27 protein-coding genes and 1 tRNA gene are annotated in these 23,079 nt (G+C 69.0%); 19 read left to right on the top strand and 9 right to left on the bottom strand.

Annotated features, from left to right (window positions below; genetic code table 11):
• Positions 1-2: 2 nt before the first annotated feature.
• The 5 genes from sufC to J2W78_RS09375 all read left to right on the top strand — a co-directional run bounded on the left by sufC (position 3) and on the right by J2W78_RS09375 (position 4,712).
• Positions 3-755 (top strand): Fe-S cluster assembly ATPase SufC, encoded by a 753-nt coding sequence (gene sufC / locus J2W78_RS09395; RefSeq protein WP_253370002.1) that lies wholly within the window; start codon positions 3-5, stop codon positions 753-755.
• A complete protein-coding gene (locus tag J2W78_RS09390; protein WP_253370000.1) occupies positions 755-2,077 on the top strand; it encodes a SufB/SufD family protein in 1,323 nt (440 codons plus the stop codon). The genes sufC and J2W78_RS09390 overlap by 1 nt, the downstream gene beginning before the upstream one ends.
• Before the next feature lie 106 nt (positions 2,078-2,183).
• Positions 2,184-3,428: a cysteine desulfurase gene (locus J2W78_RS09385; RefSeq protein ID WP_253369998.1), complete on the top strand. Its 1,245-nt coding sequence runs from the start codon at positions 2,184-2,186 to the stop codon at positions 3,426-3,428.
• Between the two features lie 51 nt (positions 3,429-3,479).
• Positions 3,480-3,863 (top strand): SUF system Fe-S cluster assembly protein, encoded by a 384-nt coding sequence (locus J2W78_RS09380; protein WP_004446369.1) that lies wholly within the window; start codon positions 3,480-3,482, stop codon positions 3,861-3,863.
• 468 nt (positions 3,864-4,331) lie between these two features.
• A complete protein-coding gene (locus J2W78_RS09375) occupies positions 4,332-4,712 on the top strand; it encodes a HesB/IscA family protein (protein WP_253369996.1) in 381 nt (126 codons plus the stop codon).
• Between the two features lie 97 nt (positions 4,713-4,809).
• On the opposite strand, the gene J2W78_RS09370 is transcribed toward J2W78_RS09375, so the two are convergent.
• The 3 genes from J2W78_RS09370 to J2W78_RS09360 all read right to left on the bottom strand — a co-directional run bounded on the left by J2W78_RS09370 (position 4,810) and on the right by J2W78_RS09360 (position 8,388).
• A complete protein-coding gene (locus J2W78_RS09370; protein ID WP_253369994.1) occupies positions 4,810-5,877 on the bottom strand; it encodes a GGDEF domain-containing protein in 1,068 nt (355 codons plus the stop codon).
• Positions 5,878-6,296: 419 nt separating this feature from the next.
• A complete protein-coding gene (locus J2W78_RS09365; protein ID WP_253369993.1) occupies positions 6,297-7,838 on the bottom strand; it encodes a DEAD/DEAH box helicase in 1,542 nt (513 codons plus the stop codon).
• Between the two features lie 310 nt (positions 7,839-8,148).
• Positions 8,149-8,388, bottom strand: coding sequence for a hypothetical protein (locus tag J2W78_RS09360; RefSeq protein ID WP_253369991.1), 240 nt, complete (start codon positions 8,386-8,388; stop codon positions 8,149-8,151).
• 354 nt (positions 8,389-8,742) lie between these two features.
• Here J2W78_RS09360 and J2W78_RS09355 point away from each other — a divergent pair, with 354 nt between their 5' ends.
• From J2W78_RS09355 to J2W78_RS09325, 7 genes are all read left to right on the top strand, one after another.
• A complete protein-coding gene (locus tag J2W78_RS09355) occupies positions 8,743-9,609 on the top strand; it encodes an outer membrane protein (protein ID WP_253369989.1) in 867 nt (288 codons plus the stop codon).
• A 664-nt stretch (positions 9,610-10,273) separates the two neighbouring features.
• The gene (locus J2W78_RS09350; RefSeq protein ID WP_003605903.1) at positions 10,274-10,678 is read left to right on the top strand and encodes a hypothetical protein; all 405 of its coding nucleotides are present in this window, start codon (positions 10,274-10,276) and stop codon (positions 10,676-10,678) included.
• 151 nt (positions 10,679-10,829) lie between these two features.
• A complete protein-coding gene (locus tag J2W78_RS09345; protein ID WP_253369988.1) occupies positions 10,830-11,102 on the top strand; it encodes a hypothetical protein in 273 nt (90 codons plus the stop codon).
• Positions 11,103-11,164: 62 nt separating this feature from the next.
• A complete protein-coding gene (locus J2W78_RS09340) occupies positions 11,165-11,572 on the top strand; it encodes a DUF2934 domain-containing protein (protein WP_253369986.1) in 408 nt (135 codons plus the stop codon).
• Between the two features lie 186 nt (positions 11,573-11,758).
• Positions 11,759-12,049 carry a hypothetical protein gene (locus J2W78_RS09335; protein ID WP_253369984.1) on the top strand — a complete coding sequence of 97 codons (291 nt, stop codon included), beginning with the start codon at positions 11,759-11,761 and terminating at the stop codon, positions 12,047-12,049.
• A gap of 14 nt (positions 12,050-12,063) precedes the next feature.
• Complete coding sequence (locus J2W78_RS09330; RefSeq protein WP_253369982.1) at positions 12,064-12,735, top strand: HAD family hydrolase; 672 nt, start codon at positions 12,064-12,066, stop codon at positions 12,733-12,735.
• Positions 12,736-12,882: 147 nt separating this feature from the next.
• Entirely contained in the window at positions 12,883-13,080 is a 198-nt protein-coding gene (locus tag J2W78_RS09325) for a hypothetical protein (protein WP_253369981.1), read from the top strand.
• 128 nt (positions 13,081-13,208) lie between these two features.
• Here the strand turns inward: J2W78_RS09325 and J2W78_RS09320 are convergent, their stop codons facing one another.
• Positions 13,209-13,898, bottom strand: a complete 690-nt coding sequence (locus J2W78_RS09320; protein WP_253374005.1) for an ABC transporter ATP-binding protein — start codon at positions 13,896-13,898, stop codon at positions 13,209-13,211.
• Positions 13,899-14,099: 201 nt separating this feature from the next.
• On the opposite strand from J2W78_RS09320, the gene J2W78_RS09315 reads away from it, so the two are divergent.
• The 7 genes from J2W78_RS09315 to rplA all read left to right on the top strand — a co-directional run bounded on the left by J2W78_RS09315 (position 14,100) and on the right by rplA (position 18,082).
• Positions 14,100-14,750 (top strand): arylesterase, encoded by a 651-nt coding sequence (locus tag J2W78_RS09315; RefSeq protein WP_253369979.1) that lies wholly within the window; start codon positions 14,100-14,102, stop codon positions 14,748-14,750.
• A gap of 7 nt (positions 14,751-14,757) precedes the next feature.
• Positions 14,758-15,333 (top strand): RNA 2',3'-cyclic phosphodiesterase, encoded by a 576-nt coding sequence (thpR, locus tag J2W78_RS09310; RefSeq protein WP_253369977.1) that lies wholly within the window; start codon positions 14,758-14,760, stop codon positions 15,331-15,333.
• 229 nt (positions 15,334-15,562) lie between these two features.
• A tRNA-Trp gene (locus J2W78_RS09305) sits at positions 15,563-15,639 on the top strand.
• Positions 15,640-15,813: 174 nt separating this feature from the next.
• Positions 15,814-16,116 carry a preprotein translocase subunit SecE gene (secE, locus tag J2W78_RS09300; protein ID WP_253369975.1) on the top strand — a complete coding sequence of 101 codons (303 nt, stop codon included), beginning with the start codon at positions 15,814-15,816 and terminating at the stop codon, positions 16,114-16,116.
• Between the two features lie 44 nt (positions 16,117-16,160).
• The gene (gene nusG / locus J2W78_RS09295; RefSeq protein WP_003597503.1) at positions 16,161-16,694 is read left to right on the top strand and encodes a transcription termination/antitermination protein NusG; all 534 of its coding nucleotides are present in this window, start codon (positions 16,161-16,163) and stop codon (positions 16,692-16,694) included.
• 228 nt (positions 16,695-16,922) lie between these two features.
• Positions 16,923-17,372, top strand: a complete 450-nt coding sequence (rplK, locus tag J2W78_RS09290; RefSeq protein WP_003597508.1) for a 50S ribosomal protein L11 — start codon at positions 16,923-16,925, stop codon at positions 17,370-17,372.
• Positions 17,373-17,383: 11 nt separating this feature from the next.
• Positions 17,384-18,082 carry a 50S ribosomal protein L1 gene (gene rplA, locus J2W78_RS09285; protein WP_003597509.1) on the top strand — a complete coding sequence of 233 codons (699 nt, stop codon included), beginning with the start codon at positions 17,384-17,386 and terminating at the stop codon, positions 18,080-18,082.
• A gap of 136 nt (positions 18,083-18,218) precedes the next feature.
• Here the strand turns inward: rplA and J2W78_RS09280 are convergent, their stop codons facing one another.
• The 5 genes from J2W78_RS09280 to J2W78_RS09260 form a co-directional block, all read right to left on the bottom strand.
• Positions 18,219-19,457, bottom strand: coding sequence for a cytochrome P450 (locus J2W78_RS09280; protein ID WP_253369973.1), 1,239 nt, complete (start codon positions 19,455-19,457; stop codon positions 18,219-18,221).
• A gap of 4 nt (positions 19,458-19,461) precedes the next feature.
• On the bottom strand, positions 19,462-20,724 hold the full coding sequence (locus J2W78_RS09275; RefSeq protein WP_253369971.1) for an NAD(P)/FAD-dependent oxidoreductase: 1,263 nt from the start codon (positions 20,722-20,724) through the stop codon (positions 19,462-19,464).
• Complete coding sequence (locus J2W78_RS09270; protein WP_253369969.1) at positions 20,721-20,942, bottom strand: ferredoxin; 222 nt, start codon at positions 20,940-20,942, stop codon at positions 20,721-20,723. Before J2W78_RS09270 ends, J2W78_RS09275 begins: the two co-directional genes overlap by 4 nt.
• 156 nt (positions 20,943-21,098) lie before the next feature.
• Positions 21,099-22,181: an acyltransferase family protein gene (locus J2W78_RS09265; protein WP_253369967.1), complete on the bottom strand. Its 1,083-nt coding sequence runs from the start codon at positions 22,179-22,181 to the stop codon at positions 21,099-21,101.
• Positions 22,178-23,047 carry a glycosyltransferase family 2 protein gene (locus J2W78_RS09260; protein WP_253369966.1) on the bottom strand — a complete coding sequence of 290 codons (870 nt, stop codon included), beginning with the start codon at positions 23,045-23,047 and terminating at the stop codon, positions 22,178-22,180. Before J2W78_RS09260 ends, J2W78_RS09265 begins: the two co-directional genes overlap by 4 nt.
• Positions 23,048-23,079 lie beyond the last annotated feature (32 nt).

The following is a 23,079-nucleotide window of genomic DNA, read 5'->3' as shown; positions in this document are numbered from 1 at the left end:
ACATGCTTGAGATCAAAAACCTCGTCGTGCAGATCGAGGACAACCGCATCCTCAACGGCCTGAACCTCACCGTGAACGACGGCGAGGTCGCCGCGATCATGGGCCCGAACGGCTCAGGCAAGTCGACGCTCTCCTACGTCATCGCCGGCAAGGAGGACTACGAGGTCCTCGACGGCGAAATCCTGCTCGACGGGCAGAACGTGCTGGAGATGGCGGCCGACGAGCGCGCCGCCGCCGGCATCTTCCTGGCCTTCCAGTACCCGCTGGAAATCCCCGGCGTCGGTACGATGACCTTCCTCAAGGCCTGCCTCAACGCGCAGCGCAAGGCGCGCGGCGAGGCCGAGCTCTCGACCCCCGACTTCATCCGCGCGGTGAACGGCGCGGCGGACAAGCTCGAGATCAACAAGGAGATGCTCAAGCGCGCGCTCAATGTTGGCTTCTCCGGCGGCGAGAAGAAGCGCATGGAGATCCTCCAGATGGCGCTGCTGCAGCCGAAGTTCTGCGTCCTCGACGAGACCGATTCCGGCCTCGACATCGACGCGCTGCGCATCGTCTCCGAGGGCGTGAACGCCCTGCGGGCGCAGGGCCGCTCGTTCCTCGTCATCACCCACTACCAGCGGCTCCTCAACCACATCGTGCCCGACACCGTGCACGTCATGTCGAAGGGCCAGATCGTGAAGACCGGCGGCAAGGACCTGGCGCTGGAACTCGAGGCCTCCGGCTACGCCGAGTACCGCACGAGCGAGGCTGCGTGATGGCCGACGTCACCAATCTCCGCTCCCCAGCCGAGGCCGGCCTCTCGAACCTGTTCGAATCCGCACGGAAAGGCTTCGCCAGCGAGCAGGCGATCAGCCGCGAGGAGGCGTTCCGCTTCTTCGAGGCGACCGGCCTGCCGAGCCGCCGGGTCGAGGCGTTCAAGTACACCGACCTGCGCGCCGCCATCACCGAGGCCGCCCCGCCCGCCGAGACGCCGAGCGAGGGCGCGGCCCGGGTCGCTGTCGCCGGGACCACGGGCTTCAACGAGGTCGAGGCCGTCCGCCTCACCTTCGTCAACGGCCATCTCGTCGCGTCCCTGTCGGATCTCGACCGGGTGCCCGAGGGCGTGACGGTCACGCCGCTCAACGAGGCGATGGGCAAGGGCGACGCCCGCCTGAAGCTCCTCGCCCCCGTCGAGCAGGTGCGCGAGAACCCGATCTATCAGCTCAACACCGCCTTCCTGGCGGACGGCGCGCTGATCTCGGTCGCGCCCGGCGCCAAGCTGCAGACGCCGATCCACCTGCGCTTCGTCGGCACGGGGGAGGCCGCCTTCTCGACCGCGACCCGCGTTCTGGTCGATGTCGGCGCCGAGGCGGAGTTCTTCCTGCTGGAGAGCCACGAGGGACCGTCCGGGCTGGCCTACCAGCCCAACGACGCGCTCGACGTGCATATCGGCGCCGAGGCCGCCTTCCGCCACACCCGGCTCAACCGGGAAGGGGATGGGGCGGTCGCCCTCTCGACGCTCTCCGTGCGCCTCGACGCGCGGGCGCAGCTCGAGACCGTCAACCTCGTCACCGGCGCCAAGCTCTCGCGTCACCAGATCTACCTGCACATCGCGGGCGAGGACGCCAAGGCCGTGGTCAACGGCGCGACGCTGCTCGGTCACGGCCAACTCGCGGATTCGACCCTGCTCGCCGACCATGCGGCGACCGGGGGCATCGGCCGCGAGATGTTCAAGACGGTGATCGACGGCGATTCCACCGGCGTGTTCCAGGGCAAGATCATCGTCCGCCAGGTCGCGCAGCAGACCGACGGCAAGATGAAGTCCGACTGTCTGCTCCTGACCGACGACGGTCAGATGATGAACAAGCCGGAGCTGGAGATCTTCGCCGACGACGTCGCCTGCGGCCACGGCGCCACCTGCGGCGCGCCGGACGAGGATCTGCTGTTCTACCTCATGGCCCGCGGCCTGCCGCGCGCCACCGCCGAGAGCCTGCTGGTCCAGGCCTTCGTCGGCGAGGCGGTGGAGACGGTCACGCACGAGGGCGCCCGCGAGGTGCTGATCGGCGGGATCGAGGCGTGGCTGGCGTCGCGCGGCTGACCCTGCTGGCCGGTTCCTTCCGGGGAGCCGGCCAAGCTCATCGACGCCGAACCTGTTCCGGCGGGCGGCGCTGGACCCGGATAGCACAGGATCCAAGGTCGCGAACATGAACGCACCCGTCCGCACCCCCCCCTACGACGTCGAGGCGATCCGGAAAGAATTCCCGATCCTGTCGGAGAAGGTCTACGGCAAACCGCTGGTCTATCTCGACAACGCCGCCTCGACGCAGAAGCCCAAGCGCGTGATCGATGCCATGGTCTCCTGCATGGAGACCGGCTACGCCAACGTCCACCGTGGCCTCCACTACATGGCCAACGCTGCGACCGAGGGGTTCGAGGGCGCCCGCGAGACCACGCGCCAGTTCCTCAACGCGGCCTCGACCGACGAGATCATCTTCACCCGCAACGCGACCGAGGCCTACAACCTCGTGGCCTCCTCCATGGGCTGGGCCGGGCTGATCGGGGAGGGGGACGAGATCATCCTCTCGATCATGGAGCACCACTCCAACATCGTGCCCTGGCATTTCCTGCGCGAGCGGCGCGGTGCCGTCATCAAATGGGCGCCGGTCGATGACGACGGCAACTTCCTGATCGAGGAATACGAAAAGCTTTTCTCGCCGCGCACCAAGATGGTGGCGATCACCCACATGTCGAACGTGCTCGGCACGGTGACGCCGGCCGAGGAAATCGTGCGCATCGCCCACGCACACGGCGTGCCGGTGCTGCTCGACGGGGCGCAGAGCGCGGTGCACCGCCCGGTCGATGTGCGGGCGCTCGATTGCGACTTCTTCGTCTTCACCGGCCACAAGGTCTACGGGCCGACCGGCATCGGCGTGCTCTACGGCAAGAAGGAGTGGCTGGACCGGCTGCCGCCCTACCAGGGCGGCGGCGAGATGATCCGCACGGTGAGCCAGGACGCGGTCACCTACAACGATCCGCCCCACCGCTTCGAGGCGGGCACGCCGGCGATCATCGAGGCGGTCGGCCTCGGCGCGGCACTCGAGTTCATGATGGATCTGGGTCGCGAAAAAATTGCCGCGCACGAGGCGATGCTGACCGCCTACGCCCAGGAGCGGCTCGGCGCGATGAATTCGATCCGCCAGATCGGCAATTCCCGCGACAAGGGCGGCGTCATCGCCTTCGAGGTGAAGGGGGCGCACGCCCACGACATCGCCACCGTGATCGACCAACAGGGCGTGGCGGTGCGGGCCGGCACCCACTGCGCGATGCCGCTGCTCACGCGCTTCGGCGTCACCTCGACCTGTCGCGCCTCGTTCGGTCTGTATAATACGACGCAGGAAATCGATGTTCTGGCCACGGCCTTGGCCAAGGCCGAGATGCTGTTCGCCTGATTCTTTTGAGAGTTTCGGCCGCCGTGAACGGGGACCGGAAGGAGTGATCCGATGAGCACCGACGCCACCATCACCGGGGGCACCAACACCCCCGCCCTCGCGGCCGCCTCCGCGATCCCGGCCGAGGAGATCGATCGCCTGACCGACGACATCGTCGTGGCGCTCAAATCGGTCTACGATCCGGAGATTCCCGCCGACATCTATGAACTCGGCCTGATCTATCGGGTGCAGATCGAGGACGACCGTCGCGTGCTGATCGACATGACGCTGACCGCTCCCGGCTGTCCGGTGGCCGGCGAGATGCCGGGCTGGGTCGAGAACGCGGTCTCGGCGGTTCAGGGCGTGCAGTCCTGCTCCGTCACGATGGTGTTCGACCCGCCGTGGGACCAGAGCCGGATGTCCGACGAGGCCCGCGTCGCGCTGGACATGTGGTAGCGCGTCAGCGCGTCGAAATCGTGCGTCCCGGCTCGAAGGAGACATCCTCGTCGATGTCGGCCAGCGCGAGCCGCGCGCCGATGGCGGGCAGCGTGATCACGGCCTCGAGCCCTCCGAAGCTCTCCTCGTCTCGGCCCTCTGCATCGCGCCTGTAGAACACGGCGCTGGGGAAGCGCGTCTTGACGAGGAGGGTATAGGCGAGGGCTCGGCGAGCGCCGGTACGCCGTTGACGAGTTCGTAGAGCTCGTCCCGGGATGCTTGCCACGCGAAGAGTTCTTCCGGCGTCTCCGCTGCCTTGCAGGCTCGGCGATCGTGCGCTCCGTCACCGATTCAGCATAGCACGGCTGCAATCGTCCGGTGTGCCGGGTCTCCTAGTGGACCGGCACCGGGGGAGTGCTTATCTTCTTCGTTGTACGAAAACCCCTCACCCGCCCGGGCCTTGAACCCGGCCGCAGGAGAGAGACCACGATGTCCAGTTTCAAGGTGATCACGCTGACCGACCGCGCCGCGGACCGGCTCAAGGCGATCATGGCCGATGCGGAGACGCCGATCGCGGGCTTGCGCGTCGGCGTGAAGAACGGCGGCTGCGCCGGCATGTCCTACACAATGGAATATGCCGAGGAGCGGAAGGTCGGCGAGGACGTGATCGAGGACCGGGGCGTGACCGTGTTCATCGATCCGAAGGCGGTGCTGTTCCTGCTCGGCACCGAGATGGATTTCCAGACGACCAAGTTGTCGTCCCAGTTCGTGTTCAACAACCCGAACCAGACCTCGGCCTGCGGCTGCGGCGAATCCGTAGCGATCACGCCGGTCAATCCCGAGCGGCTCACGGCTGGCGCCGCGGCCTGATCGGAGCCGGCTCGTCGCGCAAGACCGGACGAGGCCCTAGCTCCCTGCATCTGCATCGCCCCGGGGGCTCCCTTTCGGGACGATGCTCTCATCCGTCTCAGGCGACGTCGCGCAGGTTCTCGACTTCGGTCTCGTCGAGGGTGCGGTTGCGGCCAGCGCGCTTGGCGGCGAACAGGCAGGCATCGGCTCGTTCCAGCAGGGAGACCGCGTTGTCGTCCTCGCGCTGGGTCGCGACGCCGAGTGAGACCGTGACCTTGCCGAGCGATTCGCCGGTGGAGCGCTTCACCAATTCGCGGCCGGTGACGCCCGTGCGCACCCGCTCGGCGATGGCGCGCGCCTCGACCCGGTCCGTTTCCGGCAGGACGATGCCGAACTCCTCGCCGCCGAACCGGGCGAGCGTCGCGTTCCTCTGGCCGATATGCTCGCGCATCACGATGGCGACGAGACGCAGCACCTGATCTCCGGTCAGGTGACCGTAGAGGTCGTTGAAGCGCTTGAACGAATCGATGTCGATCACGATCAGGCTCGTCGGCTTTCCCTGCCGTGCCGAGGCGGACGGGACATCGACGGTTTTGCGGAGCGACTCCTCGAAATTCTTGCGGTTGCCCAGCCCCGTCAGGGCGTCGGTCAGGCTCTCCAGGCGGGCCGCCTCCAGCGTCTCGCGCAACGCCTCGATCTCACTGCGGCTCTCGCGCATCCGCGCTTCGAGGGTGCGGTTGTTGGCCGTCACATCGCGGGTGTTGGCGATGATCGTCGTCACGACCTCGCGCAGGCGCGTCCGGCTCGTGGCCGTGTTGGCGATGTCGTGGGACAGGGCCTGAAGCGACTCGCCATACTGAGCGGTGGAGCGGATCGAGACCTCGATCATCTCCATGATGCCCTCGACCTCGGCGATGAGGCTCGAATTCATCCGGTCCACCTCCACGGCCATGCGGCGGCCGTCGATGTAGGTGTCGTGGAGTCCTTCGATGTCGGCGCTGGTCAGCGTGCCGTTCTGCGTCGTGAGCCGTTTGACCGCATCGTTCATCAGCGGCTGCGTGCCGGAGACGTAGAGATACCACACGGCGTAGGCCCGCGGCGTCGCGCAGGAACAGTAGTCGCGCATCAGCTCGAAGCTGCGCTGCGCGAGCACGAAACTGCGGTCACGATCGGGATCGGGGCTCATCCGGTGACGTAGGCTCCTACGGAGGGGGCACACCGCCCACAGAGTCCGCTCCGCCGAAGTGTCGCCTCAGAATCTCGCCAGGACGTTAAGAGTGCCTCACAAAACGCCCGACCGCTGACCATTCGCCGCTTTGGTCAAGGCGGCGTAGCGGGCGTCACATGAGAGACACGCCAGGGGCGCGGCGAAAGCGCCTGCCGTCACCGGCGCTTTCGCGGTATACGGTCGCCGTGTGGACCGTATCGCTAAAGCATCGTCCTGGATATCGGATCCAAGACGATGCTTTAGCCTTTTGGTTTTGCATCATCTTCTTCCGAAAGCCGGCAACCAGCTTTCGGGATGATGCTCTAGGCCCGCGCGGCGCCTGAGGAGGGCGCCCATCGCATCTGCGCGATGGGATGGCCCGGATTTGGTCGCGGGAGTTACTTGCTCTTCCCGAACCCGGTCGGCTTCAGCAGGAAGGCCGGAACGTGCGAGCCGAGGCCGACCGGCGTGTCGCCGTCCTCGTCGCGACGCGGGGGACGACGCTCCCCGCGCGCGCGTTCGGGGGCATTCCGGGCGGGCTCGCGGGCCAGCTCGCGGGGCGGGGGAGGGGAAACCGGTTCCGGCTCACGCACTGGCTCGCGCCGGGGCGCTTCGGCGCGGCTGCGCTCGGCGGCCGGACGCCGCCCTCCGCGGGAGCGGCTCTCGCTGCGGGGGCTCTCGCTCGACGGGGCGGCACTCTTCTCGGTGCTGCGCCCGATGCTCTTGGTTTCCTCGCCGCCCTTCGTTTCCTTGGCGCGGCGGCTGCCGCGGCGGCGGCGCGGCTCGTCGCCCTCCACCTCGTCGGAAACGCTGGACAGATCGCCGTCGAGCCATGCGATCGGCTGGCCGATCAGGCTCTCGATCGCCGAGAGCGAGCGCTCGTCGGTTCGGCTCGCGAGGGTGAAGGCCTGGCCCGAGCGGCCGGCACGGCCGGTGCGGCCGATCCGATGGACGTAATCCTCCGGGTGGTGCGGCACGTCGAAGTTGAAGACGTGGCTGACGGCGGGGATATCGAGGCCGCGCGCGGCGACGTCCGAGGCCACCAGCAGCGGAACCTCGCCGCTGCGGAAGCCGTCGAGGGCAGCCATGCGGGCGCGCTGGTCCATGTCGCCGTGGAGCGCCGCCGCGTTGAAGCCATGGCTGGTCAGCGAGCGCTGGAGTTGGGCGACGTCGCGCTTGCGGTTGCAGAAGATGATGCCGTTCTGCAGCTCGCTCGCCGAGCGGATGAGCTGGCGCAGCACCTTGCGCTTCTCGTGGCCCTCCGCGCCCGTCGCCACAAGGCGCTGCTCGATGGTCGTGGCGGTGGAGGCGGGGCGCGCCACCTCGACCCGCTGCGGGTTGTGCAGGAACATGTCGGCCAGCCGCTCGATCTCCGGCGGCATGGTCGCGGAGAAGAACAGCGTCTGGCGCGTGAAGGGCACCATCTTCACGATGCGCTCGATGTCGGGAATGAACCCCATGTCGAGCATCCGGTCGGCCTCGTCGATGACCAGAAGCTCGACGCCGGTCAGCAGCAGCTTGCCGCGCTCGAAATGGTCGAGCAGGCGCCCCGGCGTCGCGATCAGCACGTCGGTGCCGCGGGTGAGCTTGGCGTCCTGGTCGGCGAAGGAGACGCCGCCGATGATGAGCGCCACGTTGAGCTTGTGATTGGTGCCGTAGCGCTCGAAATTCTCCTCGACCTGCGCCGCGAGTTCGCGGGTCGGCTCGAGGATGAGCGTGCGCGGCATGCGAGCCCGGGCGCGGCCGGCCTCCAGCATGGTCAGCATCGGCAGGGTAAAGGCGGCGGTCTTGCCGGTGCCGGTCTGGGCGATGCCGAGCACGTCGCGCCGGGCGAGCACATGCGGGATCGCCTGGGCCTGGATCGGCGTCGGCTCGGTGTAGCCGGCCGCGGTGACGGCTTGGAGTACCTTGTCGCTCAGTCCAAGATCGGCGAAAGACATCGGGTAGGGAAAACCATTGTGCGCGTGAAGTGGGCCGATCAGGGGCTCGAAAGCTCGCGCCGGCGGCGGATCGCGAGAGCCGTGCGCGGTACGCCATCACGCGTCCGAACGCGCGCGACACTTAGACCCCTGTGCCTGCTTGTCAATCGACCGAGACGGCGCAGTCTCCTCCCGTGCGGGCAGGGTACGGTTGCGTTGCCGGCATCCCGAGGCCCGAGGCCATCCCGAACCCGCGCTCGCGTAGAGCCGATGCCTCCGGCATCGCCTTGGCGGCTGTCGCGAGCCTCGCCGCGTAAGGTCGGTCGCGAGGTCAGTCCCGCGCGCCCGTGCCGAGGGCGCCGCGGAGCGTGCAGGGGTCGAGCCGCGTCGTCTGTGCCTTGCTGCCGAGCGAGCCCGTCACCTCCGGGTCGCCCCCCCGATAGGGCGGCTTGCCACCCGGCTGGGCGATGTGGTGGCCGAGTGCCATGGCGCCGAGGCCGACGATCAGCGCGGTCTTGATCGACCATGCGAGGGGGCCGCGCGGTCGGGGCGAGCCGGAATCGAAGGACATGGGCAGCGCGATCCATCGGGCCGGCCGGATCCGGGATCGGGCGCCGGCGCGGGAGGATGATCGCCCGCATGTGGTTAATGCGGTCTTGCGCGGCGGGAGACACCATCCGTTAACCGTATTGTCGTCAGGTTTTGCCCGATGGTTTGACTGTTGCCGATTTTCGACAAGACGAGCCAACGATGTGCGTAAAGACACGTCGGGCCTGACCGAGTGCTCACGGCTGGGTAAGCTTCACCTTTCGTTGACGGGTTCGGGTGCATTCATCGCTTCATCGCTGGAGGGCGACGGATACCGGGGAGATCCCCGGACCACTTCACACCAACACCGGCTCCCGCCAAATCAGGACACGACACGATGAAAATCCTGCTTCTTGCTTCGAGCGCGCTCGTCGCCGCTACCGTCGCCGCTTCGGCCGCCGACCTCCCGCGCCGCGCGGCTCCCCCGCCGGTGTTCCAGCCGGTGCCGGTGTTCACCTGGACGGGCTTCTACGCCGGTTTCAACGCCGGTTACGGCTTCGGCACCCAGGACGACCGCGTCCCGACCGTGATCGGCGTCGGCCCGGCCTCCCTGCTCGTGCCCCCGGGCACCACGGCCGTGGTGGCCTTCAACAACCGCGAGTCCAACGAGGGCTTCGTCGGCGGTGGTCAGATCGGCTACAACTACCAGTTCACCCCGGGCTCGGGCGTCGTGATCGGCGTCGAGGCTGACGCCCAGTACGCCGATTTCGGCCGTGACCGGAACCGCTTCCTGTCGACCAGCCCGCTGGCCGCTCAGCAGGTGTTCAACCCGGCCGGTCTCTCGGGCCTCGACTTCTTCGGCACCGTCCGCGGCCGTCTCGGCTACGCCTTCGACCGCACCCTCGTGTACGGCACCGGCGGCTTCGCCTACGGTTCCGGCGGCGGTCGTGAGTTCGGCACCGGCGTGTCGAGCAACGACTTCCAGACCGGTTGGGCCGCTGGTGGTGGTATCGAGTACGCTCTCCCGACCGACTCGTTCCTGAACTTCTTCAAGTCGTCGGCCGTGACCCTGAAGGTCGAAGGTCTGTACGTGAACCTCGACCGCGGCACCGGCGGCCGTGGCGCCTTCGCCACCGACAACCAGGGCCGCACGGTCTCCGTGACCAGCCCGGGCGTCGTGCTCGTCAGCGGTGGCCAGCAGGTCCGCGAGACCGAGTTCGCCGTCGTCCGCGCCGGCCTGAACTACAAGTTCGGCTCGTACTAGTATCCGGAACTCCGGCGGTCCCTCATCGGACCGCCGGACCTCCCCCAGAAAAGCCCGGCTTCGCGCCGGGCTTTTTCGCGTGGGGTGGCTCGCCTCGCGGGGATGCCGCGGTTAAGGTCTTGTTGACTATCCCGGCCGATCCTGTTCGGCCCGGAAGCCCGCGATGCGGGAACCGGCGCCCGCAACCGCCACGGCGAGACCCGCGCATCCGCATGATAACCGGCACGACATCGGGCTGCACGGCACGAGGCGTCGCGCGGCGCCACGCTTCGGCACGTCCGGGCCGGCTCGCGCTCCTCGGCGCGGCCGTGTACGGGATGGCCGTGTCTGGGTTTCCGTGCGGTCCAATTTCCGCTGTCCGGGCGGAGGAGCCGCTCTACCTGCGGATCCGTGCCAATCCGGAAGCCCGGCTCGCCGGGGTTTCGGCCTCCGGGAGTGCGGCCTCCGGGCCGACCGCCGCAGGGACCGCGCGCGAATCCGTCTGGGAGCGCAGCGACCGGCGCGCCCGGATCGCGATCGCCTCAGTCTGCACCGGATGCTTTCCCGCGCGTTCCGACCTGATTGCGGTCAGGCCGTCTTCCGTGGCGGACGCTGCGACCGCCGACATGCCTTCGCCGCTTTCGTCACCCTCTCCATCGCCCTTTGCACCGACAGCAGGTGACCCATGACCCAGGCCCATCCGACCACCGGCGCGACCGTCGATCCGGAATGCCCGGTCTCCCTTGAACGGCTTGGCGAAGTCTACCGCGCCGACGACTACGACCTGCCGTATATCCTCGAGGAGATTCCGGCGCTGACCCGCGCCAAGCTTGCCGCCTATCTGTATGGCAAGAGTCACATGCACCAGCTCGGCCTGAAGGTGGCCCGCGCCTGCGAGCGCGACGACCTGGTCCAGGCCGTGGGCGAGATCGGCTCGGTGATCTACGGCCAGTCCCGGCTGAAGCCCGCCCAGGCGGCGCCGGAGGTCGAGGTGCCGGCCGGGCGCGGCAAGGGCGGGCAGGCCGCCCCGCCGAAGAAGGTCAAGATCAGCCTGGGTGGTTCGGCCGCCAAGGGCCGCAGTTTCGATTGAGCCGCGATGCCTTCCCCGGCCAACCATGAGGCCGCCGGGGAGGGCTCTCGAACTTGTGTCTTCGCGTCGTTCCCAAGCTCGGCCATGCGCCGCTGCGGGCCGTCGTGACGGCATCAGATCGATGCCGTGTGACGACGAGAGGGCAGGTTCGATGTACGCAATGTGGTGGAAGCTCGGCCTCGATACGACCCTGCTCGCCTTCGAGGCACAGTCGGTGATCGCCCTGCGGATGGCCAAGCTCGCGGCCGGGGGCAGCGGTGCGCAGGTGGAGGCGCAGCGCATGGTGAGCGAGAAGGTGTTCGCCGCCAGCGAGGCGGCGATGCAGTTCGCGACGGGCGCCTCGCACGGCGCGGTGGTAGCCGGCTACCGCCGCAAGGTCCGTGCGAACCACCGCCGCCTCTCCCGCGGTGCGGAACGCGGTTAACCGCCCCTTAACCATGCGCTTCCATCGTTCGAACTCACGTCGGACGATTTCGGGAGAGCGGTATGGTGCTATGCGAGAACAGCGTGCGCGAGCGCGCCTACTACATCTGGGAAGGTGAAGGCCGGGTTTTCGGCCGGGCCGAGGCACACTGGCTTCAGGCGGAGTCCGAGCTGCGGCAGGCCCCGGTTGCGGCGCCGATCGAAGCCGAGGCGTCCGCTGCTCAGGCCAAGGTCGCCAAGCCCCGCACCGCCCGCGCCAAGGCGGCGGTGCAAGCCCCCACCGAGGCTCTGGCGAGCGTCGCCGCCAAGGCTGCCAAGTCCGCTGACAAGGCCAAGGCACCGGCCAAGAAGGCACCGGCCAAGACCTCCGCGAAGGCCGCCGAGAAGCCCGCCGCCAAGGCGGTGAAGGCGGCACCCCGGGCCAAGTCGGCGGCCAGCCGCGCCGGAGCCGAAGCGGTCGTCCTCCACTGAGCCGCCCCTCAACGGATGCGGTTCGAGAGCCCGCCGCCCTCCGGGGCCGGCGGGCTTCGCTTTTTGGGGCCCCTCCATGGAAAGTCGGGGCAAGAGAGCCTGAGACCCCGGAACGCGGATCAGGCTCGGCCGTTTCCTTTCGCGCTCCGCTGGCGGGGCGCTGCCACGATCGGGGGATGACAAGCGATGCGCGCGTTGATCGGACGAAGTGCCGCCGCCGTCTTCCTCGGCACGATTCTGGCGGCCGGCGCCGCGGCGGCAGGTCCCGTGCGGGCAGGTGACTCGTTCTCCACCGGCCCCGCCGTTCCGGCAGTAAGCGGCCGGGCGCCCTGGAACGCACCCTGGGAATACGATTCCGGCAGCGGCAACGACCGGCGCCCCGAACTGCCCTACTACCAGCAGGGTCGCGGCCAGCAGACCGGCGGGCCCACTCGCAATCTCCTTCCCGACGACGGCCTCCAACTGTTTCCGCGCTGACGGTGCCCGATTCGATGTCCGCTCGCATCAAAGCCGTCGTCTTCGACATCGACGGCACGCTGCTCGACAGCGTCGATCTGCACGCTCGCGCCTGGGTCGAGGCTTTCGCGCATTTCGGGATCGAGGCGCAGGAGGCCGACGTCCGCCGTCAGATCGGGAAGGGCGGCGACCAGCTCCTGCCGGTCTTCGTGGACGCGGACCGGCTCGCCCGCGAGGGCGAGGCGATCGAGGCCTACCGCTCGGATCTGTTCAAACGATCCTATCTCGCGAAGGCCAAGCCGTTTCCCGCGGTGAAGGACTTGCTCAGCCATGTGCGCGATGCAGGCCAGACCGTCGCGCTCGCGTCCTCCGGCAAGGCGGACGAGGTGGAGAACTACCAGAAGATCCTCGGCATCACCGATCTTGTTGATGTGGTCACGACCTCCGACGATGCCGACCGATCCAAGCCGCATCCCGACATCTTCGAGGCCGTGCTGAAGAAGCTTCCCGGCCTTCCCAAAGACGCGGTGATGGTGATCGGGGATACTCCCTATGACGCGCAAGCCGCTGCCGGCGCAGGGCTTTCCACGATCGGCGTCCTGTGCGGCGGCTTCCCCGAGGCCGAGCTGTCGGCGGCCGGCTGCATCGCGATCTACCGCGATCCGCAGGATCTGCTCGACGGCTACGCGCGCTCGCCGCTGGCCTGAAAACGAGCCGGCTTCAAAAACCTGTGAGGCGCGGCGCGGGCTCTCGAAGGAACCGCTAACTGCAAGCCGGCAAACCTATGGCCATGCGATTTGGAACCGTTTAAGAGCCCGCCCCGCGGGGAGCGAGCCCGTTTCCGGATGCGACTCATGCAGACCACGGCCGAGACGTTCATGGCGACCTCGAAATCGATCCAGCAGCAGGTTGCCGAAGCCATTGAGGACCGGGCCCTGCCGATCAGCCGGCTCCTGCGCCTGATGTGGGCCCTCGAGGCCGACCGCAGTGCCGCCAACCAGAACCTGCGGGCCCAGCTCCGAGCCCGGATCGGTGCCCCGCTGAGCGCCTGATTCTTTTGTTGGTCTGCCGCGCGGCTTGAGACAGCGCGCGAACGGGCGACCTCAACGTTCGACAAACACTTGCCTTTCGGCGCCTGCCCGGCACCGGAAGGCATCGTTTTTCCAGGCCCCTTGTTCGTTCAGACCCCTTGCGCGGCCGGCGCTTCGATCCGGCCGGCGCGCAGGCGCACGGTGCGGTCGCATAGTCGGGCGAGGCCGGGATCGTGCGTCACCAGCACCAAGGTCGCGCCGCGGTCGCGCTTGAGCCCGAACAACAGGTCCACGATCTGCCGTCCCGTGGTCTCGTCGAGGTTTCCCGTCGGCTCGTCGGCGACCAGGATCGCCGGATCGGGCGCGAGCGCGCGGGCGATCGCCACGCGTTGCTGCTCGCCGCCCGAGAGCTGCGCCGGGTAGTGCCGCAGCCGGTGGCCGAGCCCCACGGCCTCCAGTTCCGCCGCCGCCCGCCCGTGCGGATCGGAGGCGCCCGCGAGTTCGAGCGGGAGCGCCACGTTCTCCAGCGCGGTCATGGTCGGCACGAGGTGGAAGGCCTGGAACACGATGCCGATGTTGCGGCCGCGGAAGCGCGCGAGCCCATCCTCATCGAGCCCGCCGAGATCCGTGCCGGCGATGGTGACGCGGCCGGTATCGGGCCGCTCCAGCCCGGCCATGACGGTGAGCAGGGTCGATTTCCCCGAACCCGAGGGGCCGACGAGCCCGACCGCCTCGCCGCGCTCGACATCGAGCGAGATGCCGCGCAGGACATGCACCCGCGCGGGGCCGCGGCCGAGGCTCAACTCGATCTGCGACAGGGAGACGGCCTTGTTCGACATCAGGCACCGACCGATCTTGGCGGGGAAGTTGGCGAGCAGCTTGGCAACCACCCGGACATGTCCGAGCGAGAGGATACGGTCTTGCACCACGCGAACGAAGCGGAAGCCGGACCCGGCAGGCTTGTGTCATGCTTGGGCGTCCGGCGCGAGGCGGACGGACCCGATGTGGGGCCGCACCATCCCCGGCGCAGGGCCGCGCTGATGCTCCTCTTCGCCGCAGCCACGCTCGTCGGCGCCGCGGGCCTGCTGCCCGGTTCCGCACGGGCCGAGCCGGCGCCGCTCAAGCTCGTCGCCTTCGGCGATAGCCTCACCGCGGGCTACCGCCTGCCGGCCGATGCCGCCTTCCCTGCCGTGCTGGAGCGGGCGCTGAAGGCCAAGGGGTACCGGGTCGAGATCGGCAATGCCGGGGTGTCGGGCGATACCAGCACCGGCGGGCTCGACCGGCTCGACTGGTCGGTGCCGGACGGCACGCAGGGCGTGATCCTCGAACTCGGCGCCAACGACATGCTGCGCGGCACCGATCCGGCGGTGACCCGCAAGGCGCTCGAGACGATCATCGTGCGGCTGAAGGAGCGGGGTATCCCGGTGCTGCTGGCTGGCATGCTGGCCGCGCCGAACCTCGGGGCGGAGTACCGCGCCCGGTTCGACGCGATCTATCCCGACCTCGCGGGGACGCACGGCCTCGTGCTCTACCCGTTCTTTCTCGACGGCGTGACGGGCCAGCGCGCCAACACAATGGATGACGGGCTGCACCCCACCGCCAAGGGCGTCGAGCGGATCGTCGAGGGCATCCTGCCGAGCGTCGAGTCTTTCCTCGGTCGTCTGGGCCAGAGCCCGGAGAAGAAGGGCTGAGCCGACCATGCCGCGTCTGTTCACCGGCATCGAGATCCCGCCGGACATCGCCGAGCGGCTGTCGTTCTTCCGCGGCGGCCTGCCCGGCGCGCGCTGGATCGAGCCGGGCGACTACCACGTCACCCTGCGTTTCCTCGGCGACATCGACGACGTGATCGCCGCCGATGTCGATGCCGGCTTGGCGGAGGCACGGATGCGTGCGCCCCTCACCGTGACGCTGGACGGGCTGGCGAGCTTCGGCGGCGACCGGCCGCGGGCGCTCTACGCCTCGGTCGTCCCTACCCCGGAACTCATCGACCTGCAGGAGGAGCATGAGCGCATCGCCCGCCGGGCCGGGGCTGCACCGGAGCGGCGCAAGTTCACGCCGCACGTGACCCTGGCCCGACTCAACCGCGAGGCCTCCCCGGAGGCCGTGGCGCGCAGGCTGACGGAAGCGGGGGTGTTTCCCCGCCTGACCTTCATGGCGCGCCGCGCCGCCGTCTTCTCCGCCCGCACCTCGCGCGGCGGCGGGCCCTACCTCGTCGAGGCGGCCTATCCGTTCGAGGATGCGGAATTCGAGCCGAACGAAGGAGAAGACCGGTAGCCTTCGGGCGCGCAATCAGGGTCATCGCTCGAAGCCGTTTTGGCGGCTTCGCGGTGCGAAAAGCGTCGTGCGGAGCGAAAGCCTGAGCCCGCGGAGGCGGGCGCCGGCGACTGAGGCATGCCAACAAACCAGGGAAATCGCTTCGAGCGATTGCCCTGGGCACGCAATCGTTCGCCCTTGCTTTGAGCGTCCGCTTGCGGCATGACGCGAACCGCGCCGCGCGCGCCGTAGGAGTGTAGCTCAACTGGTCAGAGCACCGGTCTCCAAAACCGGGGGTTGGGGGTTCGAGTCCCTCCACTCCTGCCACGGCGCACCCTGACGGCCCGACCCGCGGCACCCCATCCGAACCCATCGACAAGCCGGATCACTTGCGCTAGAGCGGGCGCATTCCGAGATCCTCAGATGCTGTCGGTGTGGGACGCGCTAGTCCCCGCACCGCGATCGGTGGTTCCCGGAGCCCTGTCCGGTTTCAGTTGCGCCATGGCATCGAACGAAGCGACCAAGAAAGCCGACGCGGCGCGCGGACCCAAGCGCGGCACGGCGCCCGTTGCGCCCCAGCGCCCGACCCCGCCCGCGCGCCCCGCGCCGAAGCGGGTGGGCCCGGTGGAGTTCCTGGGCGAGGTGCGCGACGAGGGCCGCAAGGTCACGTGGCCGACCCGCAAGGAGACCACCGTGACCACCATCATGGTGTTCATCATGGTTGTGGTGGCGAGCCTGTTCTTCGTCGCCGTCGATCAGGTGATGCGCTTCGGCGTCGGCCTGATCCTCGGGATCGGCGCTTAAAGATCGTTTCAGGCGCTCCAAGGCGCCGAGGAGTTGAGAGACCCGTGTCGAAGCGCTGGTATATCGTCCACGCCTACTCGAACTTCGAGAACAAGGTTGCCCAGTCCATCAAGGACCAGGCGGCCCAGCGCGGGCTGACCGAGCTGTTCGACGAGGTCATGGTGCCGACCGAGAAGGTCACGGAAGTCCGGCGCGGACGCAAAGTGGACGCCGAGCGGAAATTCTTCCCCGGCTACGTGCTGGTGAAGTGCGACCTGACCGACGAGGTCTACCACCTCATCAAGAACACCCCGAAGGTGACCGGCTTCCTGGGCGCCGACAAGGCCAAGCCCGTGCCGATTCCGGACGCAGAGGCCGAGCGTATCAAGGGCCAGGTGCAGGAGGGCGTGGATCGCCCGAAGCACACGGTCTCCTTCGAGATCGGCGAGACGGTGCGCGTCTCCGACGGCCCCTTCGCCTCCTTCAACGGCACCGTCGAGGAAATCGACGACGCCCGCTCGCGCCTCAAGGTGGCGGTGTCGATCTTCGGCCGCGCCACCCCGGTCGAGCTCGAATACGGGCAGGTCGAGAAGGTCTGATTTTTTTGCGTTTTGCGATCGGTCGGCACTGACTGATCGCTGATTTTCCCGGCCGGCGGCTCTGTCGCGGCCTGGAAACGGCGATGCTTTGTTAAGAGCATCGCCACACCCCCGCGGGAGATCCGCCCGGCTTCGCCTCCGGGATCAACGGATCGCACCGCGACCTGCAACCGCCCGTCCGTCCGTGCCTCGGCAGCCCGGCGACGCGCAATTCTTGGGAGCAGTCCCATGGCGAAGAAGATCACGGGCTACGTGAAGCTTCAAGTCCCGGCCGGCGCCGCCAACCCGTCGCCGCCGATCGGTCCCGCGCTCGGTCAGCGCGGCCTCAACATCATGGAATTCTGCAAGGCCTTCAACGCGAAGACCGCGCAGATGGAGAAGGGCACCCCGATCCCGGTGATCATCACCGCGTATCAGGACCGCTCCTTCACCTTCGAGATGAAGCAGCCCCCGGTCACCTTCTTCCTGAAGAAGGCGGTTGGCCTGAAGATCGGCAAGAAGCCGGCTTCCGGCTCCAAGACCCCGGGCAAGGGCCCGACCGTCGGCAAGATCACCGAAGCTCAGCTTCGCGAGATCGCCGAGAAGAAGATGCCCGACCTGAACTGCGACTCCGTCGATGCGGCGGTCGCGATGATCCGTGGCTCCGCGCGAGCCATGGGCCTCGAAGTCGTCGCGTAAGGGAGGGCGATATGGCACGCGAAGGAAAGCGCATCCGCGCCGCCCGCGAGGGTCTGGAGCCGATGAAGCTCTACGCCATCGACGAGGCGATCAAGCTGGTGAAGTCGAAGGCTTCGGCCAAGTTCGACGAGACCGTCGAGATCTCGATGAATCTCGGCGTCGACCCGCGCCACGCCGACCAGATGGTCCGCGGCGTCTGCAACCTGCCGAACGGCTCCGGCCGGACGGTCCGCGTGGCGGTGTTCGCCCGCGGCGCCAAGGCGGACGACGCCCGCGCAGCGGGTGCCGACATCGTCGGTGCCGAGGATCTCCTCGAGATCGTCCAGGGCGGCAAGATCGAGTTCGATCGCTGCATCGCAACCCCGGACCTGATGCCGCTCGTCGGCCGTCTCGGCAAGGTGCTGGGCCCGCGCGGCCTGATGCCGAACCCGAAGGTCGGCACCGTCACCATGGACGTGAAGGGCGCCGTGGCCGCCGCCAAGGGCGGCGCGGTCGAGTTCCGCGTCGAGAAGGCCGGCATCATCCACGCCGGCGTCGGCAAGGTGTCCTTCGACGAGCAGAAGCTCGTCGAGAACATCAAGGCCTTCGCCGACGCGGTCGCCAAGGCGAAGCCCACGGGCGCCAAGGGCACCTACATCCAGCGCATCGCCGTCACCTCGACGATGGGCCCGGGTGTGAAGGTCGAGCCGTCCACGGTTCTGACCGCGTAAGCGATCGTCCGAACGAACTGACGGTAAGCGCCCGGCCGAAAGGCCGGGCGCTTTTCTTTTTGAGTCTGCGATGATTCGAAGTGCAGCGTGCGCATGCCCTCGCCCCGCTGTGCGGGGAGAGGGAACCCGGCACCGGCTATTCGTCAGCCACGCCCTCCAGGGCCAGCCTCAGGTGCCGCGGCCCCCGCAGCGAGGCGCCCGGCCTGTAGGGCGGCGGGTCTTCGGTCAGGGACACGCCCTTCAGCCGCCGCACGAGGCTGACCAGGGCCACCTCCGCCTCGATCCGGGCGAGCGGCGCGCCGACGCAGTAATGCAGCCCGCCGCCGAAGCCGAGATGGCGGTTGTCGGGGCGGTCGGGGTCGAAGCGGTCGGGGTCGGGAAAGCGCGCCGGATCGCGGTTGGCGGCGGCGAGCAGAAAAATGACCGGCGCGTCCTTTGGGATGGTGATCCCGGCGACCGGGATGTCGGTGAGCGCGAGCCGGGTGCGGTAATGGACCGGCGGCTCGTAGCGCAGCAATTCCTCGATCAGGCGCGGGGCGGTCTCTGGCTCGGCGCGCAGGCGCTCCCAATGCTCGGGGAAGCGCAGCAGCGTCAGCATGCCGTTGGTGATCAGGTTCACCGTGGTCTCGTGGCCTGCCACCAGCAGCAGGACGGCGGTGGCGATCAGGTCGAAATCGTTCATTCCCTCCTTATCGCTGGCGAGGTCGGACAGGATGTCATCCTGCGGGTCCTTGCGCTTCTCCTTGATCAGCCCCTGGAGGTAGTCGGCGATCTCGTTGAAGCAGACCTCGTTCTTGGCCTGGGTCTCCTCGTCGCCGCGCTGGTTGGGCTCCAGAGCCGTCGCGAGCTGCGTCGCCCAGCCGTGGAACTGCGCTTCGTCCTCCGGCGGTACGCCAAGCAACTCGCAGATCACGGTGACGGGGAGCGGGTAGGAGAAGTCATCGACGAGATCGATGCGGGACTTTCCGCGCATCTTGCCGATCAGGTCGTCGGTGATCCCTTTCGTCTTCGCGCGCATGCCGCGCACCCGCTCGGGGGTGAAGCAGCGCATCACCTGGCCCCGCAAACGGTCGTGGTCGGGCGGGTCGCGGAAGATGAAAGGGCGGTGGCGCTTGCGGATCTCGGCCCGCACCGGCCGCACCAGCAGGTCGGTGATGGGGTGCCCGGTCCAGCGGAACTTCTGCGGGTCGGGCAGGTCGTCCGAGCTGATCCGCGGATCGGAGATCAGCCGGGCCAGCTCGGCATGGGTGCTGACGACGTAGGTGCCGTCCTCCTGCCGCGCGACCGGTACCTTCCGCATGTCCGCGTAGAGCGGGTAGGGGTTCGCCCGGTGGGCGGGATCGAGGATCTGCTCGAACAGCGTGCTTCCGCTCACGGGACTATGGCTCCTGTACACGGATGCGGGGCTGATCGACGGCGGTCTCGATCGGCGGGAACGAGGTGCGCTCGCGGATCGCGGCCTTGTAGGCGGGCAACCAGCGCGCGCTGTCGAGGGCGGCGGCGGCGACGGTGCGGCCCGCCTTGCCGAAGGCGGCCACGAGGCGTCGCTCTTTGAGCGAGCCGTGCATCACCGCGAGGGCGTCGGCACCCTCGGTCAGGCCGACGAGCTTGATCGTCAGGCCGAATTGCTGCGACCAGAAATCGGGCAGGTGGTCGTGCCGGCGCATCGCCGAGGCGTCGCCTGCCAGCATGTTGGCGGCGGCGGTCTCGGCTTGCGCCCGGGCGTTGCCCCAATGCTCGACCGCCACCAGCGCGTCGTCGTCGTGCGGGTTCGGCCAGCGTGCTACATCGCCCGCGGCGAACACGCCCTCGGCGACGCGGCCGTCGGCGCGGAGCGCACGGCAGAAGGCGTCGCAGCGCAGGCCCCCCGCGTCGGCCTCGAGCCCGGAGCCGTCGAGCCACTCGACGTTGCGCAGCGTGCCGATGGCCGCCACGAGGCAATCGGTCTCGATCCGCTCGCCGCCCTTCAGGATCACGGCCGCGAGGCGGCCCGCTTGCCCCTCCATCCGCTCGATCTCGGATTCCAGGCGCAGGTCGACGCCCTTCTCGCGCGCCACTTCGCCGATCAGGCCGCCGAGGCGGGAGCCGAGCGCGGCCGCCAGCGGGACGGCATCGCGCACCAGCAGGGTGACGGGAATGTCGAGATCGCGGCAGGTCGAGGCGACCTCGAAGCCGATGAAGCCGCCGCCGACGAGGACGACGCGTTGCGGCTTGGTCCGCAAATGCGCGCCGAGTCGCTCGGCGTCGTCGCGGGTGCGCAGGGTGAAGACACCGGCAAGCGCCGCTTCCTCCGGGTTGGGCCAGGGCCGCGCTCGGGTGCCGGTAGCGATCAGCAGGCGATCGTAGGGCAGGCGGGTGCCGTCCTCGCATTCGACGACGCGCTCGGACAGGTCGAGCCGGGTCGCCGGCCGGCCGAGGAGGAATTCCGCGTTGAGGTGGGGATGGCAGGGCAGGGTGGTGTCGGCGGAGTAGAGCCCGCGCAGCACCTGCTTGGAAAGCGGCGGCCGGTCATAGGGCCGATGCGGCTCGGCGCCGACCAGGGTCAGGCTGCCGGTATAGCCCCGCTCTCGCAGGGCATGGGCGGCGGCATGCCCCGCCAGCGAGGCGCCGACGACGACGATGCGCTCAGGGTGTGTCGTCACCGGGCCTCTCCGGCCGCCGCGTCGGCGGCATCGGAGTGGGCGGTGATCGCCCGCACCGGGCAGGCGTGGATGGCCCGCTCGATCTCGCCCCGTGCGGTCTCGTCCGGAGAGGGGTCGTAGACCAGCGCCTCCCTGCCATGCAGGGCGAAGTGCCCCGGCGCCGCGTAGATGCACTGCGCGTAGGCTTGGCAGCGGTTGAGATCCACGACGACCTTCATGGTGGGCGGCGATCCGGGCTTCCGGGGGGAGGAATGGGCCCGAGGAGACGGACCCGGCTCCGTAGCTAGGGTGCGCAGGGCACCCCACCACGGCGGCGTGACGACACGCCTCGAGGATCTCAAACGCATCGGAGGCGCGAGAAGATCAATTTCGTTTCACGGACCCGCAGGCTCGATGGTCCCCAGCGTGCGCCGCCCGAGTGCCCGCGCCTTGAGCCGCAGGGCCGGCTTCTCGACCGCGTACCAAGAGGCGGCGGCGGCGAGCCCGGCGAGCAGGAGGGCCGGCGTCAGCAGGGCCAGGGCGGAAGCCGCAGGCCAGAGCGCGTGCAGGCTCTGCTGGATCGGCCAGCCATAGAGATAGACCCCGTAGGAGAGGTCGGCCGGCGGGTCGAGAGCCGGGCGGGCGAGCGGCGGCAGGAAGGCGAGCCAGATCGCCGCGTAGCTCTCGCCGAGGAAGAGCAGCGTCCGGGCGGGCGCGTGGCCCTGTAGCAGGAGGCCTGCGGCCAGCACGAGCAGCAGCCATGGCGTGAGGCGGATGGAATCGCGCCACAGGTAGAGGCAGGCCCCGGCGGCGAAGATCAGGGGCAGGCGCAGGGCCGTCTCGGTGCCCTTGGACATCTCGGGCCGGACCACTTCCAGACCGGCCAGCGCCAACGCGAGGGCCGCCGTGAGCGCTGGCACCGCCCAGCGCCGCCGCAGCAACCCGCACAGCCCGAGGGCGAGGACGCCGACATAGCAGATCGTCTCGTATTTCAGGGTCCAGACCGTGCCGAGCGGGCTGCGGAAGGGGTTGGCCTCGAACAGGCCGGGCAGGCTGGCGTTGCTCTTGAAGGACAGGAGCGTGCCGCGCACGAAGCGCCACAGTTCCGGTGAGGCGTAGTACTCGGCGAGCGGCAGCCGGGTGAGGGCGCCACCGAGCAGCAGCGAGACCGCCAGGGTCGCGGCGACGAGGCCCGGCCCGATGCGCAAGGTGCGGGCGATGACGTAGTCGCGCCAGCCGCGCCGGTCGTAGCTCATGGTGACGAGAAAGCCCGAGACGGCGAAGAAGCCGTTCACCGCGTGCTCGCCCAGCGAGAAGCCGGTGGCGCGGGCCAGCGGCTCGTCGAGCGCGTTGCCGGAGACGACGCTGAAGGCGTGGCTGACCACCACCATCAGGGCCAGCGCCAGTCGCAGGCCGGAGAAGGCGTTGTGTGGGCGCGCCAGCGCCTCCGCAACCGTCGGTCCCGAGAGCAGGCTCACGGCGTCAGCCCTTCGCGGGCGAGCGCGCTCTGCCCGCGAAGGGCGGCGAGCGCGCCCGCTGCCGAGCCGCCGTAGCGCTCCAGCCCCGAGCGGCGAAGGGCGAGGGCGGCGAGTGCCGCCTTCGGCGCGTTCGTCGCCAACATGCCGGGGCTCGGATCGGGCAAGCCGTACTTCCGCGAGACGTAGGCCCGTGACCACGCCTGATGCCAGCGCGTGCGAAAAACCCGGCCCGGCGCCGGGGCCGAGGAGCGCCCTCGCCCGTGCAGGGCCACCGCCCCGTGGACGTGGACGAGCGCGCGCGCCGCATCGGCCACCCGGCGGCAGAGGTCGTCGTCCTCGTAGAACAGGAAGATGTTCTCGTCGAAGCCGCCGAGTTCGAGGAAGAAGGCGCGCTCGATCATCAGGCAGGCGCCCGACAGGAACGGGGCGCAGGCATCGCCCTCGGGGAGATCGCGCCGGCCCTTCGGATTGGTGAGGTAGGGCGCCAGCAGCGAGCGCGGCTGATAGAAGAAGCGCCCGTCCGGCTCGTGGATGCGCGGCGCCAGGAGGCCGGCATCGGGCCATGCCTGCGCCGCCGCGAGGAGGGCAGCGGCGGCGCCCGGTTGCAGCACGAGATCGGGGTTGAGGATGAGGACGTGCCGGGCCCCGTCCGCGGCGCGCACGCCGACGTTGTTGGCCCGCCCGTAGCCCTCGTTGCGCGGGTTCGCGATCACCCGCGCGCCGTGGGCTTGCGCCACCGCGACCGAGCCGTCGCGGCTGGCATTGTCGACCACGATCGCCGGGACGGTTTCGCGTGCGAGCGCCGCGAGGCAGGCGGGCAGGGCGTCCGCACTGTCATGGCTGACGACGATGGCGCTCAGCGACATGCGGCCGCCCGCAGATCGGTGAGCATGACCCG

This window comes from Methylorubrum extorquens, from assembly GCF_024169925.1.
In the GTDB taxonomy this organism is placed as follows: Bacteria; Pseudomonadota; Alphaproteobacteria; order Rhizobiales; family Beijerinckiaceae; genus Methylobacterium; species Methylobacterium extorquens_A.
Note: the sequence above shows the minus strand (reverse complement) of the source record. Positions and strands in the feature narration are given on the sequence as shown.

Excerpts from the sequence above, each read along its gene's own strand:
- J2W78_RS09260 (WP_253369966.1), bottom strand. The coding sequence starts at position 23,047 with ATGTCGCTGAGCGCCATCGTCGTCAGCCATGACAGTGCGGACGCCCTG.
- J2W78_RS09370 (WP_253369994.1), bottom strand. The coding sequence starts at position 5,877 with ATGAGCCCCGATCCCGATCGTGACCGCAGTTTCGTGCTCGCGCAGCGC.
- rplK (WP_003597508.1), top strand. The coding sequence starts at position 16,923 with ATGGCGAAGAAGATCACGGGCTACGTGAAGCTTCAAGTCCCGGCCGGC.
- J2W78_RS09315 (WP_253369979.1), top strand. The coding sequence starts at position 14,100 with ATGCTCCTCTTCGCCGCAGCCACGCTCGTCGGCGCCGCGGGCCTGCTG.
- J2W78_RS09345 (WP_253369988.1), top strand. The coding sequence starts at position 10,830 with ATGTACGCAATGTGGTGGAAGCTCGGCCTCGATACGACCCTGCTCGCC.
- thpR (WP_253369977.1), top strand. The coding sequence starts at position 14,758 with ATGCCGCGTCTGTTCACCGGCATCGAGATCCCGCCGGACATCGCCGAG.
- J2W78_RS09365 (WP_253369993.1), bottom strand. The coding sequence starts at position 7,838 with ATGTCTTTCGCCGATCTTGGACTGAGCGACAAGGTACTCCAAGCCGTC.
- J2W78_RS09385 (WP_253369998.1), top strand. The coding sequence starts at position 2,184 with ATGAACGCACCCGTCCGCACCCCCCCCTACGACGTCGAGGCGATCCGG.
- J2W78_RS09355 (WP_253369989.1), top strand. The coding sequence starts at position 8,743 with ATGAAAATCCTGCTTCTTGCTTCGAGCGCGCTCGTCGCCGCTACCGTC.
- J2W78_RS09340 (WP_253369986.1), top strand. The coding sequence starts at position 11,165 with ATGGTGCTATGCGAGAACAGCGTGCGCGAGCGCGCCTACTACATCTGG.
- J2W78_RS09350 (WP_003605903.1), top strand. The coding sequence starts at position 10,274 with ATGACCCAGGCCCATCCGACCACCGGCGCGACCGTCGATCCGGAATGC.
- J2W78_RS09390 (WP_253370000.1), top strand. The coding sequence starts at position 755 with ATGGCCGACGTCACCAATCTCCGCTCCCCAGCCGAGGCCGGCCTCTCG.
- J2W78_RS09320 (WP_253374005.1), bottom strand. The coding sequence starts at position 13,898 with ATGTCGAACAAGGCCGTCTCCCTGTCGCAGATCGAGTTGAGCCTCGGC.
- J2W78_RS09375 (WP_253369996.1), top strand. The coding sequence starts at position 4,332 with ATGTCCAGTTTCAAGGTGATCACGCTGACCGACCGCGCCGCGGACCGG.
- J2W78_RS09270 (WP_253369969.1), bottom strand. The coding sequence starts at position 20,942 with ATGAAGGTCGTCGTGGATCTCAACCGCTGCCAAGCCTACGCGCAGTGC.
- J2W78_RS09325 (WP_253369981.1), top strand. The coding sequence starts at position 12,883 with ATGCAGACCACGGCCGAGACGTTCATGGCGACCTCGAAATCGATCCAG.
- secE (WP_253369975.1), top strand. The coding sequence starts at position 15,814 with ATGGCATCGAACGAAGCGACCAAGAAAGCCGACGCGGCGCGCGGACCC.
- J2W78_RS09335 (WP_253369984.1), top strand. The coding sequence starts at position 11,759 with ATGCGCGCGTTGATCGGACGAAGTGCCGCCGCCGTCTTCCTCGGCACG.
- J2W78_RS09330 (WP_253369982.1), top strand. The coding sequence starts at position 12,064 with ATGTCCGCTCGCATCAAAGCCGTCGTCTTCGACATCGACGGCACGCTG.
- J2W78_RS09380 (WP_004446369.1), top strand. The coding sequence starts at position 3,480 with ATGAGCACCGACGCCACCATCACCGGGGGCACCAACACCCCCGCCCTC.
- J2W78_RS09360 (WP_253369991.1), bottom strand. The coding sequence starts at position 8,388 with ATGTCCTTCGATTCCGGCTCGCCCCGACCGCGCGGCCCCCTCGCATGG.
- rplA (WP_003597509.1), top strand. The coding sequence starts at position 17,384 with ATGGCACGCGAAGGAAAGCGCATCCGCGCCGCCCGCGAGGGTCTGGAG.
- sufC (WP_253370002.1), top strand. The coding sequence starts at position 3 with ATGCTTGAGATCAAAAACCTCGTCGTGCAGATCGAGGACAACCGCATC.